An 18837-nucleotide genomic window follows, 5' to 3' on the forward strand; every position below is an offset into this window, starting at 1 on the left:
ACGGGGCCGCCGGACGCCGTATCGGCGACCGGCGGCAGGGTGGTCAGGCGGCGGGTCGGCGCAGGCGCCCGCCGATCAGCAGCGCCAGCAGCGACAGCAGCGCGGCAGCTGCGCACCATGCGCCGGGGATCGCCTTGTCCCCAGTGGCGCCGATCAGCGCGGTGCTGATCGCAGGGGTGAACCCGCCGAAGATCGCCGTGGCCAGGCTGTACGCCAGGCTGAACCCGACCGTGCGGACGTGCGGCGGGATCGCCTCGGTCAAATAGACGATGAAGGCGCCGTTATAGGTGGCGTAGATGGCGGCAAGCAGCAGCTCGACCGTCAGCAGCCGCCCGAAACTGGGCGCGGCGACCAGCCAGCTCATCATCGGATAGGCGAGCACCGCCCCCAGCACCGTCGCGGTGATCAGCAGCGGTTTGCGGCCGACGCGGTCCGACAGCGCGCCCATCACCGGCAGCAGCACGAAGTTGGTGAGGCCGACGCAGGCGGTGACGAACAGCGCCGAACCCGGCGTCAGCGCCAGCACCTTGTTGCCATAGGTCGGGGTGTAGGCGGTGATCATGTAGAAGAAGACGGTCGTCATCACCGCCATCAGCGTGCCCTGCAGCACCACGCCCCAATTGCCGCCGATCGTGCGCATGATCTGGCCCAGGCTGGGGCGATCCTTGCGCTTCAGAAAGACTTCGGTCTCTTCCATGTGGCGGCGGATGACGAACAGGAACGGGATCATCACGCAGCCGATGACGAACGGAATGCGCCAGCCCCAGGCCTGCATCGTCTCCGGCGACAGGCTGGTCGACACGATCAGCCCGATCAGCGCCGCGAACACCACCGCCGCCTGCTGGCTGGCCGACTGCCACGAGCAGAAGAAGCCCTTGCGATGGGGCGGTGCGATTTCGTTCAGATAGACCGACACGCCGCCGACCTCGACCCCCGCCGACAGCCCCTGCACCAGTCGCCCGAGCAGGATGATGATCGGCGCGGCGACGCCGATCTGCGCATAGGTCGGGGTGATCGCGATCGCGAGCGTGCCGAGCGCCATCAACCCCAGGGTCAACAGCAGCCCCTGCCGCCGCCCGTGCTTGTCGATATAGGCGCCCAGCACCAGCGCCCCGACCGGGCGCATCAAGAAGCCCGCGCCGAACGTCATCAACGTCAGCATCAGCGAAGCGAACTCGCTGCCGGTCGGAAAGAACGCCTTGGCGATATAGGTGGCGTAATAGCCGAACACCATGAAGTCGAACATCTCCAGGAAGTTGCCGCTGGCAACGATGAAGATGGACTTGAAGGCCGAGCGTTTCCGCTCGGCGGAGAGCGGCGCGATGGCGTCGAGGGATGCGGTGGCAGCAGTCATGGCTGGGCCTTTTGCGATGCGGGTTCCAGTCCGCTGGCGCGGATGATCGGATAGGCTTTGGGGGACGCGAGATAGGCGATCAGCGCGCGGGCCTCGACCTGATGCGGCGAGTAGGCGACGACCCCTGCGGAGAAGGGCGTGACCTTCTGGAGCGATTCCGGGACCAGTCCCAGGATGCGGATGCCCTTGACCGGCTTCAATTCGCTGAGCTGCTGGAAGCCGATCTCGGCCTTGCCCTCCGCGACGATCCGCCCCACCGGGGTAGCGGGGATCATCTTGCCCTTGGCCCGGACCTGGTCGGCGACGCCGAGCCGGTCGAGCATCGTCGACTGGATATAGACGCCCGACGCACTGTCCGACCACGCGACCGACTTGGCATTGAGCAACGTGGCCTTCAGCGCTTCGGGGGTCGCGATATCGACGACCGGAGCGCCGACCTTCACCGCCGCGGCGATCTTCGACAATCCCAGGTCGGTGACGGTCGAGGGCGCGACCAGCTGCTGCGCGGCGAGCCTGTCGAGCCCGCTGCGCGCGAGGATCACGACATCGGCATCCTCATGCCGCGCCAGCCGCTGCGGGATCGCTTGCGGCGTCTCCCCCATCGACGGCCCATGTTCGGTGACGATGCGGATGCCGGTGTCGCGGCGGTAGCGATCGGCCAGCGCCTCGAACGCGGCGTTGAATCCGCCCGAGGTGACGACATGCAGTTCGCGGACCGCGGCCGGCCTGGTCTCGCGCGCCGGCGCAGGCGCGGCCAGCAGCCCGATGCCGAACATCAGGCCAAGACCCAGCGCGCGGCGCCGTGTCGGTGATCGTGGTGGGGGTTCCATGCAAACCTCTCTCCGTCCCGCTCGTCGGCGGTTTTCCGTCCGGCAAAAGGCTTGAGCCGCCGTGCCGCTCAGGGCAGTAGACAGCACTCAGCACCAATCGATCAAATGCAATGATCGGTGTGCCTGATGCGTGCGGCGCATAAGTAGAAGGAAAACTGATTGCGGGCGTTCCGTCGGCTATACGTCCAGATGCTGCTCGGCATCCTCGCCGGGACCGCAATCGGCTATGCCGCGCCGGCGTTCGGGCGCGACCTGGGTCCGCTCGGTATCGCCTTCGTCAAGGCGATGCGAATGATGGTGCCGCCGGTGCTGTTCTGCACCATCGTCGAGGGCATCGTCCGCCACGGCGCGGCGCGCGACACCGGCACGACCGTTGTCCGCAGCCTCGTCGTCTTCCTGCTGATCACCGTCGCGGCGCTGGCGATTGGGCTGACCGCAGCCTTGCTGCTGCGGCCGGGCGACGGGCTGCCGCTACCGGCCTTTGGCGCGGCGGCGGCCGAGGTGGAGCGGCAATTGGCCGGGCGGCACGTCACCGGCGCGGGCGACTTCCTGATTCGCATGGTGCCGGAGACGCTGTTCTCCGCCTTCACGGCCGGGGACGTCCTGCCGGTGCTGTTCGTCGCCGGGCTGGTCGGGTTCGGCCTGATCAGGATCGGCGAGGCGGGTGCGCCGATTGTCCGCGCCATCGAGGCGCTGACCCGGCTTCAGTTCGCGATCTTCGGTTTCCTGATCCGGGCCGCGCCGGTCGGCGCCTTTGGTGCGATCGCCTATACGATCGGGACCTATGGTCTCGCCTTCATCGGCTCGCTCGGGCTGCTCGCCGCAACCCTGGCGCTGGGGTGTGGCATTCTGATCGGGGCGCTGGTGACGACCGTATGGCTGACGACCGGTCTAGGCGCGGGGCGAATGTTGCGCGTTTTCCGCGACGAGATCCTGATCGTGCTCGGCACCGCCTCCACCGAGGTCGTGTTGCCGCGATTGATCGTGAAGCTGGAGGCGCTGGGCTGCCCGCGCAGCATCGTCGGGCTCACCGTGCCGCTCGGTTATTCGCTGAACCTGGCCGGGACCGCCGTCTATCTGATCGTCGCGACGATGTTCCTGGCGGAGGCGCTGGGCATCGCCCTGCCGCCGGCGCGGATCGGCGTCTTCCTGCTGGTGATGCTGGTCACGTCCAAGGCCGCGGCGGGCGTGACCGGCAGCGGCTTCTCGGCGTTGTTGCTCACCCTGTCGCTGCTGCCGGACATCCCGGTCGGCGCGGCGGCGATGCTGATCGCCATCGACCGCTTCCTGTCGGAAATCCGCGCCCTGACCAGCGCCACCGCGAACGTCACCGCGTCGCTGCTCGTGTCGCGGTGGAGTGGCGCGACACTGGCGTCAGCGGTCGACCCAGGCCGCGGCGAGCAGCGCCATCAGGCGTGACGCGGTCGGCGACAGGGTCGCCGAGCTCCGGCGCAGCACCCCGATCGTGCGCACGATCCCGGCGCCGCGCAACGGCCGCCACAGCAGATCGCGCGCGTCCGGCCCCATGCAGGCGAGGCGCGGCAGCACCGATGGCCCCAGCCCCGCCTGCACCAGCGCCAGCGCCGAGGTCAGCCGCGTGACCTCGTAGAACCAGCGCAGCTCGATTCCCGCGCGCGTCAGACCGGCGTCGAGCGCAGTGCGATTGCCGCTGCCCATATGAACGGTCACCAGCCGCAATCCCGTCAGGTCGGCCCAGGACGGGTCGGGCAACTCGGCCAGCGGATCGTCGCGCCGGCACACCAGGCCATAGGGGTCATCGGTCAGCGGCTCGAACGACAGGTCGCCGTCCGACGTGACCGGCAGGCTGATCGCGAACTCCGCCTCCCCGGTCCGCACCGCCTCCGCGCATTCGGTCGCCGACAGGTCGAGCACGCGGACCCGCACGTTGCGATATTCGCGCCCGAATTGTTCGAGCACATCGGGCAGGAAGCGCACCGTCGCGCTGGGGATGCTGGCCACCGTCAACCGCCCCGCCTGCCGCTCGCCCAGCGCCATCATCCCCAGCAACGAGCTGTCGATCTCCTCGATCAACCGCCGCAGCAGCGGGACGATCTCCTGCCCCGCCGGGGTCAGCCGCACGCTCCGCGTCGTACGCTCCAGCAAGGCCGTGCCCACCGTCGCCTCCAGCTTCTGGACGCGGCGACTCAGCGCGGGTTGCGACAGGTTGAGCTGTTCGGCCGCGCGCAGGAAGCTCTTGCCATCCGCCACCGCGATGATGGCGCGAAGGTCCAGGAGTTCGCAGTTGAGCGGTACCATGCGCGAACCGGTACCAACAGGTCGGCTGATTGGCGAGCGTGGTTTCGCGGCGAGCGGGCATGAGGCCCCTACTCCGGTCACGCCAGTTCAAGCCATTTCACGGTGGGATGGTTCGGCCCCGGACGACGACGCACCGCGATCCCGCCGCCCGGCATGGCCGGCCCTCCCTGCCAGCCTAACCAACTGTCGCCGTATGCACCGTCCCGTACGCCTGCGCCTCCCATTTTCGATCCGTCGACCGAATAGCTGGACTGGGAAATGAAGTCTTGCTCATATGCGCGAAAGACAGGGGGGCGTCATCTTCCGGACAGCCGACAAACAGTGCCGCCGGACCGATGGGATCATGGCCCAGGCCCGACGCGGGTCGAGGGTTGAACCGGCATTCCCGCAGCGGCGCAGACTGACACTAAACCATTCTAAAGCATTGTTGTTTATAGTCTTTTCGATCGTTTCGTGACAGAATGCCGAGGCAATGGGCAGGGATCGACGGACCGGGGGCGCGTTCGATGCAGGAGCAGGCATGACGTACGATGTCGCGCCTGGGCGGCCGGCCGCGTCCGGTATTCTGCTGGATGTGCTGGCAGCGGCAAGGCGGGAGGCGGATCACTACCGCACCAGTGTGGAGATGGCCCGCCATATCAGCTGGAGTGCGGACGCCAGCGGCGCCATCCGTACGGTCAGTACCCGATGGACGGAGGTCACCGGCATCGATGTCAGCAAGGCGCTGGATAACGGCTGGCTGGAGGCCGTTCATCCCGACGATGTGGAGCGGACCCTGCGAGCGTGGCGGCTGGCGCTGGAGACGGCTTCGTCGGTCGATGTCGATTATCGGTTGCGCACGCCGAGCGGCGACTGCTGGTTCCGGTCATGTGCATCACCCCAGCTCGATGAAGACGGAGCGGTGCTGGCCTGGTTCGGCACGTTGGAGAATATCGACGATCGCAAGCGCGCCGAGCATGCGCTGTCGGCAAGCGAGGAGCGCTTTCGCCTGGCTGCGGAAGCGGCGGGCGTCGGTATCTGGGACTATGACGCCCTGCTCGGCCGTCGCCTATGGTCGGACGTCTTCCGCGCCATGCTCGGTCTCGATCCGGACGTGCCGGCCGAGCCCGCCACCGCGCTCGCTCTGGTCGTTCCGGAGGACCGGCCCATGCTGCAGCAGCTCGTCGACTCCATCAACGCTGGCGACACCCACCCGCGCTTCGAACTGACGGTTCGCATCCGGCGGGACGACGATGGCGCACTGCGCTGGATGCAGACCAGTGGCTGGAAGGTCGAGGCGGCCAACGGGCGGATCGAGCGCGTCCTGGTCACCGTCCGGGACGTGACCGAACAGCTCACCGCCGAGCAGCGGGTCCGCTGGGCGGCAGAGCACGACCCGCTGACCGGGCTCGTCAACCGCGCCGCCTTCAACCGCCTGCTCGAGGAGGCCATCGCGCGGGCGGGTCGGTCGGGCGGATCGGTGCTCACGCTGGCACTGTTCGACGTCGACCATCTCAAGGAAACCAACGACACGATCGGGCACGACGCCGGCGACGCGCTGCTCTGCACCGTTGCCACGCGGCTCGCGCAAGCCCTGGGCGACGACGTCGTCGTGGCGCGCCTGGGCGGGGACGAGTTTGCCGCGATCATCGAGACCTGGCCCGAGGCGATGGCGGAGGCACGCCTCCGCCATGCCTTGCGCGCGTTGCGCGAGCCGGTCGTGGCCGACACGATCACGCTCGACTGCCAGGCCACGGTGGGCCTTTCCGCCTATCCGCATGATGGGCGGAGCGCCCTTGACCTGTTGAAGACGGCCGATCTCGCCCTCTACGCTGGCAAGGCGACCGCACGGGGGGAAGTCTCGCGCTTCCGACCTGAGATGCGAGCGCGCATGCAGCGCCGGACATCGATGCTCTCGGTCGCGCGAATGGTCGCGCGCGACAACCGCGTGATGCCCTTTTACCAACCGAAGGTCAGGCTGAGCGACGGCGCGCTGTCCGGGTTCGAGGCGCTGCTGCGCTGGCGGCATGATACGCTCGGCGTCCAGGGGCCCGACACGATCGCCGCCGCCTTCGACGACCTCACCACGGCGGTTCCGCTCGGCGAGCGCATGCTCGAACGGATCTGCGCGGATCTCACCCGCTGGCGCGACGATGGCTTGGCGCTCACGCGCGTGGCGTTGAACCTGTCCCCGGCAGAGTTCCGACGCGACGACCTGTTCGACCGCATCATGGGGCAACTCCATCGCCACGCGCTGCCCGCCGAGCTGCTGGAGCTCGAAGTGACCGAGACGGTGTTCCTCGGCCGCGGGGCGGAAACCGTAGGAGAGACACTGGCGGCCTTCCACCACGCCGGCGTCACCGTCGCCCTCGACGATTTCGGCACCGGCTACGCATCGCTCAAACATCTGAGGGAATATCCCGTCGACGTCATCAAGATCGACCGCAGCTTCGTCGCAGACCTGCTGACCGACCCCGGGGATGCCGCCATCGTCGACGCGATCCTGGGACTGGCAAAGCAGCTTGGCATCGCGGTGGTCGCCGAGGGCGTCGAAACCGCCGAGCAAGCGGCCTATCTGCTCACCCGGCGCTGCAGCCATGCGCAAGGCTATCTGTTCGGCAGGCCCATGCCGGCGGAGGACGCCAGGGCCCTCCTGGCTGCGGACGCGGCGAGGCGCGTCGAGCACGGTTAGGATTGCGGCGCTCTGGCGTACAGGTCGGAAGCCGGCTGGCAGCGTTCCGCATCGTGGCGACGCCCCATGGCCGCCCGGGCGCCATCGGCATGATCGGTCGCGCCGCGACGTCGTTCGCGGACTGCATGGGACGGTGAGCACGCCGGCGGTGACGGTCACGCACGAGATTGGGAAAGCGTGCAGCGCGGTTGCGCTCGACGGGTTCGGTCCGCATCATCGGCAGCGACAAGAACAGGCGGGGATGCGATGAAACGGTTGATTCTGGCGTCGATGCTGGCCGCCGCCCCGGTCGTGGCCAATGCCGACCGCGTCCCCGACCCCAACCCCACCGCCGCTTCCACGCCCAATCCGGCCGCCTTCCCGGTCACGATCGCGATCGACGCCGGTCGCCCCGGCAAGATCGTCGATCCCGTATGGCGGTTCTTCGGCGCGGACGAGCCGAACTACGCCACCATGAAGGACGGGCGGACGACGCTGGCCACGCTGGGCGCCCTTGCCCCCGATCAGGTATATTTCCGCACCCATAATCTGCTGACGTCCGGCGACGGCACGCCTGCGCTGAAATGGGGATCGACCGGCATCTACGGCGAGGACGCGAACGGCGCGCCGGTATATGACTGGACCGTAGTCGACCGGATCTTCGATACGTATCGCGCCCGCGGCATCAAGCCCTATGTCGAGCTGGGCTTCATGCCCGAGGCATTGTCCACCAGGCCGATCCCTTACCAGCATGACTGGCGGCCCGGCAGCGGCACGCTGCGCACCGGCTGGGCCTACCCCCCGCGCGACTATGACCGCTGGGAGACGCTGATCTACCAATGGGTGCGGCACTGCATCGACCGCTATGGCCGGGACGAGGTGGCGAGCTGGTATTTCGAGACCTGGAACGAGGCGAACCTGCCGCAATATTACTGGGGCGGCACGCGGGCGGAATTCTTCCGCCTGCACGATGCCGCCATTCGCGGCGTGCGCCGCGCGCTACCGCAGGCGCGCGTCGGCGGCCCGGACAGCGCCGGCGCGGGCGACGACTTCCTGACGGCGTTCATGGCGCATGCGCAAGCCGCCGGCACGCCCACCGACTTCCTGTCCTTCCACGCCAAGGGACAGCCCGACGTCATCCAGGATGCGACCGGCCGCCATGTCCGCATGGGCCTGAACACCCATCTCAAGGCCGCCGACCATGAATTTGCGGCGATCGCCGCCAGTCCGGCGTTCCGGAATAAGCCCATCATCATCGGCGAGTCCGATCCGGAAGGTTGCGCCGCCTGTCAGGGTCCGGCCAACGCCTATCGCAACGGCACCATGTATTCGAGCTATACCGCCGCATCCTTCCCGCGCCTGCTCGCGCTCGCGGAGCGGCGGAGCCTGACTCTCCGGGGCATCCTGACCTGGGCGTTCGAGTTCGAGGATCAGCCGCCATTCGCCGGGTTTCGCCAACTGACCTCGAACGGCATCGACCTGCCGGTGATGAACATGTTCAAGCTATTCGCCAAGCTGACCGGCCGATATGTGCCGGCGGTGTCGGACCACCAGCTCGGGCTCGACGCCGTCATGCGGGACGGCGTGCGCGGCGCGGCTGATGTCGGCAGCGTCGCCAGCATCGACGGCCGATCGCTCGCGGTGCTGGTCTGGCATTACCACGACGACGACCTGCCCGGCCCCGACGCGGCGATCCGGCTGCGCCTCCGAAACTTGCCTCCGGCCTTCGCGCGCGGCGCGCTGGTGACGCAATACCGGATCGACGGCATGCATTCCAACAGCTTCGCCGCGTGGCGCGCCATGGGATCGCCACTGGCCCCAACGGACGCACAGCGCGCCACCTTGTTGAAGGCGGCGGCGCTGGCGACGATCGGCACCACGCCGATACGGCTGTCGCCACGGCAGGGTGATGCCGACCTGGCGTTCGACCTCCCCCGCCAGGGCGTGGCGCTGCTGGTGGCGACACCGCCGTCAGGATGATCCGCGGCGATCCAGCGTCCGCTCGCCAAGGGATCGGCATATCCGGCCGAACCGGCAGGCACGCCGGCGGCCGGGATCGCATCTCATCCCGCGACCGCGTCCAGGACCGGCGACGCGACGGCTGTCGCGGTGCCGGGCGACCGCGCGGTGTCGCGCAGCATCGCGACCATGCGATCACATTCGAACTGAAGCCCCTTTGTGCGCGCACGCATGTCGCTGCTGATCGTGCGCGTCCGCTGGGCGGTTCGCGACGTCTCGTCGAACATCCCGCTCAGCGCTTCCAAGGCGTCATGCGCCGTGCGAGTCGAGGACTCGATCGAGAGGATGGCGGCGCGAAGCTGGGCGTTGACATGATGCTGCTGCTCGGTCGTGTCGATCGTCTCCTGCGCCGCCTGCGCCATCGACGAGAGCGCATCGCCAAGCGCGACGCCTACGGCGACGGCGGTGCCCGTCGCCGCGCTGATATCGTCGACACGCTCGGCGATCGATCGGGTCTTGATATCCGCTTCCAGCGAAAAGCTCCGGATCTCCTGAGCCACCACGTTGAAACCGCGGCCCGCTTCGCCGGCCCGTGCGGCTTCGATGGACGCATTGAGCGCCAAAAGTTTGGTGGCGTGATGGATGCCCTGAATATGGCGGGAGGCATCCTGGATCGCGGCGACGCTGCATTTGAGCGTGTCGTTAGCGTTCTGGGCCGTGGCCGAATGGTGCGCGGCCTCGATCATCAGTTCGGCGGAGCTCTTGGCCTTGCTGCCGATCCGGTCGACGCTGACCGCCACGAGACGAAGCGTGTCGAGAATGTCGTTGGTCGTCGTGTTGGTGTTCACGGCGACCGTCCGTGCCGTCGCCGCCTGCCGCTGCTGATCCACGATCGTCGCCAGCGTATGGTCCGCGCTGACATCAAGGTCATTGGCCGATAGCTGAAGATCGCCGATCAGGCTGCCGATCGTTTGCTGCAAACGGTCCGCGACGGCGCAGGACGCAGCGACCATCTCCGCGCGGTGACGCACTTCCGCGTCTTCCCGGCGGCGAGTCTCACGCCCGCCTTCGATCTGTGCCCGATGCAGGTCGGTGAGCGCCTGCTCGGCCGCCACGCGCGCCAGTTGCTCCTTGCGCGCCGCCTGCTCAGCCGTGCGGGACTTCTCCTCCAGATCATTGTTGAGCCAGAGGATACGTCGTATCAACATCCAGGACAGGACGAGGAAGGCGACGAGGCATAGCAGGACCAGTGGGGAGATCTGGATGAGCGCGGTCGAGGCCGGCGTCAAACGCCGCCAGGCGATCTGTTCGACGACGCGCTGCTTCCAATCCCGCACATCGGTCAGCGCGTCGACATCCGCCGGAGCCGCGCCGCGGGACCAATGCAGACCGGGAATTTTGAAACCGGCCGACCACTCCTCGAGCAGCGCGTCGTCGATCAACCGGATGTCGACGAAGATCCGGTAGTTGCCGCGATCCCATCTCGCCGGGCCGCTTTCACGGACGATGGGCGAGAATCCGATCAGCGCCGGCACGCCGTTGAACTTGGTCAACAATACCGTTGCATCATTGCGTCGCCGCACGGCCAGCTCCGTCGCAGGAAGGCGAGCGAGAAGGGTCCGGAGGGCGTCGGCGGAGATCATCCGGTCAAGTGGCAATACGACCCCGTTCGGCAGATGCCCGTAAAGCGTTCGTCCCGCAGCATCGATGATATAGTTGCGCGCGATCGGCGTACCGTAGTTGGAATGTATCCAGCGGGCATCCATCGTACCATAGACATGCGCTGCGGCATCGTCCCAGCGAGCATTGATGTATGTTTCATTGCTGATACGCGAACGTTCACGATCGATCGCACCGCCGATCGTTTTTGCGGCCAGTTCGTTGGCTTGGGCGTTGGTGCTTCGGATCAGGAACGCCACGACAGTTGACGAACTGATCAACGCTACAAGAGAAAGGCCAAGGAGCAAGAGAGCGACTGGCGTTTTCACGAAGTGCAACCATCTCGCCACCGTACGGTCGCCAGATGCCTCGAGAAATTGCAACAGCCGTTTTGCCACTTCCACCTCTGTTCGCAAATGACCAATGTCGCTTAACCGTTACGCGCCAGTTCAGGCGATCATGCTTAAGGATCTGCATGAACTTGGTGCGTCACTTGGTGAATATTCTGCCATGGCACTAGATCAACTGAAATAAATAGCGGTCCATGCCGCGTTGATGACACAAGAATGGGTCACGTCGAAGTGGTTAATCAGCACTGCGTTAAATCAAGCTAAACAAATCACAATGGATGTAATACGTCGGACGAGTGGTAAGGCCGCCTGTCTGGCTCGGATGTCGAGAACCATAACCGGCCGCTCGCGGAGCATTTGCCGATGCCGGGCTCTTTCCCATCAATTATTCTGTATACATCCGGCATGAAGCCTTCGTTAACCGGACCCTTACCGTCTTCCGGCATAAAAGTGCAGGAGGTTCAACGTCTTGCGCTTAAATCGGCATCATATCCTCACCCATCCCCAACGGCGGTTCCTGGCCGTGGTGGCGCTGCCTGTGGCGTTGCTCGCGCTCGGTCTCACCGCGACGGTCTTCTATGCGCTGCACCGCTGCGAAGCAGGCCGACCTGGTTTCGGCGGAGCGGCAGGGCCGTGAAGCCCGTCTGGCCGTGGACGATGCGATCGACGGATTGGCGCAGAGCCAGGCAGGCGTGGCAATCTGGAGTCCGCTGTTGCGCGAACTCTACAAGCCCCGCCCGAATTGGGACTGGATCGACATCAACGCAGGCACGTGGCTGAATTCGGTCTTCGCCCATGATGTCGACATCATTCTCTCGCCGCGAGACGCAGCCGTCTACATGATGAGCGATGGCGCGCGGCTAGCCGCGCCCGCACCGGCGGCCGCCCTTTATATCCGCGCCGCCGCACCGCTGATTGCCGCCGTCCGCGAGCGGACGCGACGGCCGGCGAACCGTCATGAGCGGCTGCCTGGCCAGCCCATCGCCAGCCATGCGACCGTCCGCACCTCGCCCAGCGCGATCCATGCCACCAGCACGGTCGCGGTCGGCGATCGCCCCGCCGCGATCAGCGTCATGCGGATCATCCCGGACGGCAGCGACGGCGACGCGCCTCCAGGCGCAGCACCGCTGTTGCTGAGCGTCCGCTATCTCGACCGGTCGTTCGTACGGCAACTGGCGTCGGTCCAGCTCCTCGCCGGGGCACGCGCCACCACCGGGCGGTTACGTCCGGCCGAGCACGGTGTTCCCCTGATCGCCGAGAATGGCCGGCCGGTGGGCATGCTCGCCTGGCGTGCGGATCGCCCCGGTCAAGCCGTGTGGATGACGATGGTGCCGACTGCCGCAGCCGTGCTGGCCGGTCTTCTCGCCACGGTCGCGGCCCTGCTTGGCGGGGTCGGGCGACTGATGCGCAAGGATGCCGCTTCGCTCGATCAACTGCGCGTCGCGCATCTCGAACTGCAAGCCAAGGAAGCCCAGGCGCACCGCCTGGCCTATCACGATACGCTGACGGGGCTGGCGAACCGCGCCCGGCTGATCACCGTCTTGGACGACATGCTCGGCGCCGCCACGGCGGAGGGCGTGAGCGCGGTATTGTTGATCGACCTGGACCGCTTCAAGCAGGTGAACGACACGTTGGGGCATCTCGGCGGCGATCACCTGATCCGGCAGGTGGCGATGCGGCTGGAGGCGCTGGTGGTGCCGGGCGATCTGGTGGCGCGGCTGGGCGGTGACGAGTTCGCGGTGCTGCTCAGCGCGCGCGCGAACGAGAAGGCGATCGAAGCCGTGGCGGCCGCGATGGTGTCCTCGATCAAGGAGCCGTTCGTGGTCCTGGGCACGAACGTGCATATCGGCGCCAGCATCGGCATAACCTGCTTCCGCGACGCTCAAGGTGACCGCACCGAGCTGATGCGCACCGCCGATATCGCCATGTATCGCGTGAAGGCGGAAGGCCGGGACGGTTATCGCTTCTTCGCCCCCGACATGGACGAGAGCGTGAAGCTGCGCCGGGAGATCGAGGAGGATCTGCGCGCAGCGATCACGCGCGAGGACGAGCTCTGCGTCCATTATCAGCCCCAGATGGATGGCAGCGGCGGTGGGGTGATCGGTGTCGAGGCCCTATTGCGGTGGCGGCACCCCCGCCGGGGCTCGCTGGCGCCGGCCGCCTTCGTCAAAGTCGCAGAAGAAAGCGGGTTGATCGGGCCACTGACCCGCCGCGTGCTGCGCGATGCCTGCGGCGTAGCGATAGCATGGCCGGGCCTCTCGGTCGCGGTGAACATCTCGCCCGTGCAGTTCCGCTCGCGCACCTTGGCCGCCGAATTGATCGCGATCGTACGCGAAACCGGCGCGCGCGCGCAACAGATCGAGCTCGAGGTGACCGAGAGCGTCCTGCTGGATAATGACGAGGTCGTGCATTCGACGCTCAGCGCGCTGCGCCGCGCAGGTTTCCGCATAGCGCTGGACGATTTCGGCACGGGCTATTCCAGCCTGAGCTATTTGAGCAAGTTCAAGGTCGACAAGATCAAGATCGATCGCAGCTTCATCCAGCGACTAGGCGAAGCCGACGACGCCGCGGCGATCGTCCACGCCGTGGTACGGCTCGGACATGCGATGGGACTGGTCGTCACCGCCGAGGGCGTTGAAACCGGGTTGCAGCACGCGTTCCTGAAACATGCTGGATGCAACGAGATGCAAGGCTTCCTGTTCTCGGAAGCGGTGCCCGCCGCTGCCCTCCGCCGCTTGCTCGGACGCCTCGAACAAGCGGCGTAGACGCGGCGTCCGGGCATTGATCGGGCGAACGTCCCTTCATCGACTATCCGGCGTTTGCTCCCTTAACCAAGTGCCGCGCTCCGTTACTTCGTGATCGAGTCGTCATGCCACCACGGGCTGCGCCCCATCTGCGGTCCGGCGGTCGATCTCGATCATCATGTACCCCATGGTGGACGCGACCCGGGCCGTCAGCGCATTCCATGCCCGTCGTCCGCTGACATAAGCGTCGGCGCCGTCGTCGCGGACGGCAAGACCGGCCTTTGCCAGCGTCCGCACCGCTGCCATGAAGCTGCGCCGCGCCGACTGGTCGGCGGCGGGACGCCCGTCGACATGGCCCGGCGTAGGGAAGTGTGAATCGAACGTCTCCAGCAGCAGCACCGTACCACGGCGAAGCGAGGCGACCGGCGCGGACGCGACCAGGCTGGCATAGCGTTGGCGGTCGAGCGCTGTGTCGATCAGCGTCACGAGATCGAGCAGGACGAAGCCGAACCGTGACACGGCATAGCGCGGGTCGTCGAACCGGAAGTAGAAGAGCAGCGGATAGAAATGATGCGCTTCCTTCGTGGCCGCGAGCGAGGGGACGAGGTTGCCGAGCGGGCCGGCTGCGTTGCCCGGTTCCCCGCCGGGCATCAGCCGCGCCAGCATGACCGCCGCGTCGCCCGTGCCGTCGGTCATCAGGTCGATGGTCAACGCCAGCGCATTGCGCTCCCGCAGCGCCGAATAGACCTGGACGAGATAACTCAGCACCAGCGACAGCACCGACGCGCCGATCAGCGAGTTGATGAGGAACAGGATGCGCGTGGCGGTGCTGTGCGGCGCATAGTCGCCGCCCCCAACAATCGACAGGCTGTTGCCCGCAACGAGCATGGCGGTGACAAGATCGGTCGGCGTGTCGCCGCTGGCAGGCCGGATCGCCGTCCCGAGTTCCGGTCGGATGATGAGCGCCGCGCCAAACGTCAGACCAAGGGCCCAGAAACCGATTAGCGATACGACGATCATCGGCCCGGCAAAAGAAAAGATCGCGCCGCGCCGCCGGCCGAACGGTGAGGCCCCGGCGCGCAGCGCGGCCCAGACCGCTCGCGTCCAACGGGGCGCGAGCAACCCGGTCCCAGCCCGGGCATAGAGAACGGTTAGGAAGACATCGGCAAGGAACAGCAGGATCAAAGCCGCCCCGAGCCCCTGTTCCAGCGTCATGGCTGGCCCTCCGTCGTTCGCGGCTCAGGCCTGGAGCGCAGGTGCCGGTAGGGCATCGGCCACCCTGCCTTCGGCGTTATAGTCCGGCGGAATGTCAAAATCCTTACGGGCCAGGCCACGCGACGCCTGCGCGCCCCTGGGCAAGCCCGAACGATCGGAATAGTCGCGATCCGCGCCGGGTTCGCGGGCATGCGCGGCCTTCACCCCCTTGAAAGCCGCGACGTCGAGCAGCGTGATCCCGGCCACCAGCGCGGTCGCGACCGCGGCATTGCGCCATTTGGGATTGTCGCGGTGGAGCGCACCAGCCAGCGTGGCCAGGTCGAGCGCGTCACCGCCGATCCGCGCCGCCAGTCCGACCGACTTGTCGATCGACAGCGTCGGCACCGCGCTGGCCAGTTCGCGCGCGCCATAGGCGCGGATCAGCCCCTCCTTGCCGTCGAGCCCCAATGTGCGGGCGAGACGGCCCGGCGCGATCAGTTCGGCCAGGCCGAGCCCGACCGAGAACCAGCCGAGCGCGCGCGCCAGCTGATCGGCACCGGTCAGCGAGCTCGGCCCCTTGCGTTCGACCTTCGGGTCGCCCTCCGAACGGGCGATGCCGGTGATGTTGGTGAGTGGCATGGAAGCCTCCTTTACGGTTGGAGCATGACCTTGACGCAGCCGTCCGCCTTGTCGCGGAAGGTCGCGTACATCTCGGGTCCCTTGGACAGGTCGACCTTGTGCGTGATGACGAACGAGGGATCGATCTGCCCGTCTTCGATCCGGCGGAGCAGGTCACCCGTCCAGCGCGGGACATGGGTCTGCGCCATGCGGAAGGTCAGCCCCTTGTTCATCGCCTGGCCCATCGGGACCTTGTCGGACAGGCCCAGATAAACGCCGACGATCGAGATGACGCCGCCGGGGCGGCAGACATAGATCATCTCGCGCAGCACATGCGGCCGGTCGTTCTCCGCCATCAGCATCTGCTTGGCGCGATCGAGCACGGTGTCCGGCTGGCCGAGATTGACATGGGCTTCGGTGCCGACCGCGTCGATGCACTTGTCCGGCCCCCGGCCCTTGGTCAGCGCGTTCAACCGCTCGACGACGCTCTCCTGCTCGAAGTCGATCGTGATCGCACCGGCCGCGGCCGCCATCGACAGGCGTTCGGGCAGATGATCGATCGCGACCACCTGTTCGGCCCCCAGCAGGATCGCCGACCGGATCGCCATTTGCCCGACGGGACCACAGCCCCAGACAGCGACCGTGTCGCCGGGCTGGATGTCAGCCTGCACCGCCGCCTGCCAGCCGGTCGGCAGGATGTCCGACAGGAACAGCAGCTTCTCGTCGTCGATGCCGTGCGGCACCTTGATATGGGTGGTGTCGGCGAAGGGCACGCGCAGATATTCGGCCTGGCCGCCCGGATAGCCGCCGGTCAGGTGCGTATAGCCGAACAGCCCGGCGGTCGCATGGCCGAACGCCTTGTCGCCGACCTCCTTCTTGCGGTTGCTGCGCTCGCACACCGAGAAATTGCCGCGCCGGCACTGGTCGCACTCGCCGCACTGGATGGTGAAGGGGATGACGACGCGGTCGCCCTTCTTCAGCGATCCCTTGGCGGCGCTGCCGACGTCGACGACTTCGCCCATCGTCTCGTGCCCCATGATGTCGCCCGGCAACATCGCGGGCACGAGATTGTGGAAAAGGTGCAGGTCCGACCCGCAAATCGCACAACTCGTAACCTTGATGATGGCATCGCGGGGATGTTCGATCGCAGGGTCGGACACCGTGTCGTACCGGATGTCCTCCTTGCCGTGCCAGACCAGGGCTTTCATGCCGCTCTCCTCTGTTGCTTGGGGGGGAGGTAGGCAGTCCATCGGAACCGGCCCATCCGGGCAATCCCTAGGGAACTTTACCCGGCGACGGGCGCTTGCCGGCGTGACCGGCAAAGGTTGAGGAGCGCCGGCCCATGCACGAATATTCACTCGCCGCGCCGGCGCGAGGCGATGACCCGCTTTACGGCGCGGGCGAGACACTTGCGCGGCAGGTGCGCTTCCTGGAGGCGAATTTGTCCGCGATCCCGGACTATGTCTATGCCTTCGATCGCGACCGGCGTTTCGCCTACGCCAATCCGGCGATGCTGGGGCTGTTCGGACTGACATCGGAGGAGATGCTGGGCAAGTCCTTCATCGATCTCGACTATCCGGCCGATCTCGCAGCCTTGCTCAACGGCCATATCGACCAGATCTTCGCGGACGGCGCGACGATCCAGAACGAGGTCTTCTACCGAAGCCCCACCGGCCATGCGGCCTATTTCTCCTATGCCTGGGGGCCAGTGCTGGGGCCGGATGGATCGGTCGAGCTGGTCGTCGGCGTATCGCACGACACCAGCGAGCGGCGCGCCTTCGAGGAAGCCTTGCGGACCAGCGAAGCTCGGCTGCGCGCCGCGACCGAACTGGTCGGGGTCGGCATCTACGCGTGGGACCCGCGCACCGGTGCGCTCGACTGGGACGACCGGCTGCGCGCGATGTGGGGCCTGCCATCCGGCACGCCCATTGACGAGGAGCTGTTCGAACAGGGCATCCATCCCGACGACCGGGGGCGGGTCCGCGCGGCGATCGCGGCCTGCGTGGATCCGGCAGGGGACGGCAGCTACGCGCTGGAATATCGCGTGGTCGGCCGCGACGACGGCATCGTCCGCCACATCGCCACGTCGGGACGCGCGACGTTCGAGAATGGCTGTCCGATCGGCTTCATCGGCGCGGCGATCGACATGACCGCGCAACGCCATGCCGAAGCGGCGATCCGCGCAAGCGAGGCGCAGTTCAGCGGCTTCGCCGAACATAGCAGCAACCTGCTCTGGATCGGCGACCCGGCGACCGGGACCATTCTCTATCGCAGCGCCGCGTTCGAGCGGATCTGGGGCATCCCGCGCGAGGATGGCGCACGGTTCATCAAGCGGTGGCTGGAGGATGTCCACCCGGACGACCGCGCGCAGGTCGAACATGCGCTGGCCACCGTCGGGGCCGGCGAAGTCACCCAGTTCGAATATCGCATCATCCGCCCGAGCGACGGCGCCGTCCGCCGCCTGCGCGATACCGGCTTCCCCATTCTCGACGACCATGGCGCGGTCAGCCGCATCGGCGGCATTGTCGAGGACCTGACGCAGGATGAATTGGGCCAGGTTTATATCGTCAGCGCCAAGGCGCTCGAGGCCCGGCGGCTGGCCGGCCTCGTGCGGTCGATGGGCTATCGCGCGCGCACCTTCGAAAGCCCGGCGGCCTTTCTCGACATCGCCGCCGTCCTCGCCCCCGGATGCGTCCTGATCGATCTGCGCAAGGCGAAGGTGGAAGGGCTGTCCGTTTCTCGCGAGTTGAAGGCGCGGGCGATCGCCATGCCCAGCGTGGTGCTGGACGGGACTGACGCCGACCTGGCCTCGGCGGTCGCCGCGATGAAGGCGGGCGCGACCGACTATATCGTCGTGACCGATGAGGCCGCGCTGTGCCTCGGCGTGTCGAGCGCCATCGCCGAATGTCTCGCCGCGGTCCGCCCCGTCTCTCGCGACGAGACCGCCAGCGCGCGCCTCGCCCGGCTGACCCCGCGCGGACGGGAGGTGCTGGTCGGGCTGGTCGATGGCGACACCAACAAGATGCTCGGCAGGAAGCTGGGCATCAGCCCGCGCACCGTCGAACTGCACCGCGCCCAGGTCATGAACCGGCTGAATGCCGGCAGTTTGGCCGAACTGATCCAGCTCGCCATGGCGGCCGGACTCGCCTCCCCCGGCGAGGGCCATGCGGCGCGGAAGCCTACCTAGGAATACTACGAGTGC

The 18837-nt window shown here is 67.0% G+C and carries 12 protein-coding genes; 5 read left to right on the forward strand and 7 right to left on the reverse strand.

Going from position 1 to position 18837, the window contains the following annotated elements; all coding sequences use genetic code 11:
* Positions 1 to 43 precede the first annotated feature (43 nt).
* Both tcuC and GGQ96_RS00395 read right to left on the reverse strand, forming a co-directional pair.
* Complete coding sequence (gene tcuC, locus GGQ96_RS00390; protein WP_246359981.1) at positions 44 to 1354, reverse strand: MFS transporter; 1311 nt, start codon at positions 1352 to 1354, stop codon at positions 44 to 46.
* Positions 1351 to 2184, reverse strand: a complete 834-nt coding sequence (locus tag GGQ96_RS00395) for a substrate-binding domain-containing protein (protein ID WP_246359982.1) — start codon at positions 2182 to 2184, stop codon at positions 1351 to 1353. The genes tcuC and GGQ96_RS00395 overlap by 4 nt, the downstream gene beginning before the upstream one ends.
* A 159-nt stretch (positions 2185 to 2343) precedes the next feature.
* Here GGQ96_RS00395 and GGQ96_RS00400 point away from each other — a divergent pair, with 159 nt between their 5' ends.
* Positions 2344 to 3603 carry a cation:dicarboxylate symporter family transporter gene (locus tag GGQ96_RS00400; protein ID WP_184110514.1) on the forward strand — a complete coding sequence of 420 codons (1260 nt, stop codon included), beginning with the start codon at positions 2344 to 2346 and terminating at the stop codon, positions 3601 to 3603.
* Here GGQ96_RS00400 and GGQ96_RS00405 read toward each other — a convergent pair.
* Positions 3559 to 4461, reverse strand: a complete 903-nt coding sequence (locus GGQ96_RS00405; protein WP_184110516.1) for a LysR family transcriptional regulator — start codon at positions 4459 to 4461, stop codon at positions 3559 to 3561. The two genes, GGQ96_RS00400 and GGQ96_RS00405, sit on opposite strands and share 45 nt — an antisense overlap.
* 520 nt (positions 4462 to 4981) lie before the next feature.
* Here GGQ96_RS00405 and GGQ96_RS00410 point away from each other — a divergent pair.
* Positions 4982 to 7132, forward strand: a complete 2151-nt coding sequence (locus GGQ96_RS00410) for a putative bifunctional diguanylate cyclase/phosphodiesterase (protein WP_184110518.1) — start codon at positions 4982 to 4984, stop codon at positions 7130 to 7132.
* Between the two features lie 246 nt (positions 7133 to 7378).
* Positions 7379 to 9091, forward strand: a complete 1713-nt coding sequence (locus GGQ96_RS00415; protein WP_184110520.1) for a GH39 family glycosyl hydrolase — start codon at positions 7379 to 7381, stop codon at positions 9089 to 9091.
* Positions 9092 to 9174: 83 nt separating this feature from the next.
* Here the strand turns inward: GGQ96_RS00415 and GGQ96_RS00420 are convergent, their stop codons facing one another.
* Positions 9175 to 11127 (reverse strand): methyl-accepting chemotaxis protein, encoded by a 1953-nt coding sequence (locus GGQ96_RS00420; protein ID WP_184110522.1) that lies wholly within the window; start codon positions 11125 to 11127, stop codon positions 9175 to 9177.
* Between the two features lie 530 nt (positions 11128 to 11657).
* On the opposite strand from GGQ96_RS00420, the gene GGQ96_RS00425 reads away from it, so the two are divergent.
* Positions 11658 to 13844, forward strand: coding sequence for a putative bifunctional diguanylate cyclase/phosphodiesterase (locus GGQ96_RS00425; protein ID WP_184110524.1), 2187 nt, complete (start codon positions 11658 to 11660; stop codon positions 13842 to 13844).
* A 102-nt stretch (positions 13845 to 13946) separates the two neighbouring features.
* Here the strand turns inward: GGQ96_RS00425 and GGQ96_RS00430 are convergent, their stop codons facing one another.
* From GGQ96_RS00430 to GGQ96_RS00440, 3 genes are read right to left on the reverse strand one after another with little or no spacing between them, the layout of a single operon-like run.
* A complete protein-coding gene (locus GGQ96_RS00430) occupies positions 13947 to 15038 on the reverse strand; it encodes a hypothetical protein (RefSeq protein ID WP_184110526.1) in 1092 nt (363 codons plus the stop codon).
* A 24-nt stretch (positions 15039 to 15062) separates the two neighbouring features.
* A complete protein-coding gene (locus GGQ96_RS00435) occupies positions 15063 to 15656 on the reverse strand; it encodes a hypothetical protein (RefSeq protein WP_184110528.1) in 594 nt (197 codons plus the stop codon).
* Positions 15657 to 15667: 11 nt separating this feature from the next.
* Entirely contained in the window at positions 15668 to 16843 is a 1176-nt protein-coding gene (locus tag GGQ96_RS00440) for a zinc-dependent alcohol dehydrogenase (protein ID WP_184110530.1), read from the reverse strand.
* A 134-nt stretch (positions 16844 to 16977) separates the two neighbouring features.
* Between GGQ96_RS00440 and GGQ96_RS00445 the strand changes: the two genes are divergently transcribed.
* Positions 16978 to 18822, forward strand: a complete 1845-nt coding sequence (locus GGQ96_RS00445; protein ID WP_184110532.1) for a PAS domain-containing protein — start codon at positions 16978 to 16980, stop codon at positions 18820 to 18822.
* The last annotated feature ends 15 nt before the right edge of the window (positions 18823 to 18837 follow it).

Origin of the sequence: Sphingomonas abaci (assembly GCF_014199625.1) — a bacterium.
Lineage (GTDB): Bacteria > Pseudomonadota > Alphaproteobacteria > Sphingomonadales > Sphingomonadaceae > Sphingomonas > Sphingomonas abaci.

Bases quoted from the DNA above. Each gene is read 5' to 3' on its own strand.
- tcuC (WP_246359981.1), bottom strand. From the start codon at position 1,354: ATGACTGCTGCCACCGCATCCCTCGACGCCATCGCGCCGCTCTCCGCC.
- GGQ96_RS00395 (WP_246359982.1), bottom strand. From the start codon at position 2,184: ATGGAACCCCCACCACGATCACCGACACGGCGCCGCGCGCTGGGTCTT.
- GGQ96_RS00405 (WP_184110516.1), bottom strand. From the start codon at position 4,461: ATGGTACCGCTCAACTGCGAACTCCTGGACCTTCGCGCCATCATCGCG.
- GGQ96_RS00410 (WP_184110518.1), top strand. From the start codon at position 4,982: ATGACGTACGATGTCGCGCCTGGGCGGCCGGCCGCGTCCGGTATTCTG.
- GGQ96_RS00415 (WP_184110520.1), top strand. From the start codon at position 7,379: ATGAAACGGTTGATTCTGGCGTCGATGCTGGCCGCCGCCCCGGTCGTG.
- GGQ96_RS00425 (WP_184110524.1), top strand. From the start codon at position 11,658: ATGCGCTGCACCGCTGCGAAGCAGGCCGACCTGGTTTCGGCGGAGCGG.
- GGQ96_RS00430 (WP_184110526.1), bottom strand. From the start codon at position 15,038: ATGACGCTGGAACAGGGGCTCGGGGCGGCTTTGATCCTGCTGTTCCTT.
- GGQ96_RS00435 (WP_184110528.1), bottom strand. From the start codon at position 15,656: ATGCCACTCACCAACATCACCGGCATCGCCCGTTCGGAGGGCGACCCG.
- GGQ96_RS00440 (WP_184110530.1), bottom strand. From the start codon at position 16,843: ATGAAAGCCCTGGTCTGGCACGGCAAGGAGGACATCCGGTACGACACG.
- GGQ96_RS00445 (WP_184110532.1), top strand. From the start codon at position 16,978: ATGCACGAATATTCACTCGCCGCGCCGGCGCGAGGCGATGACCCGCTT.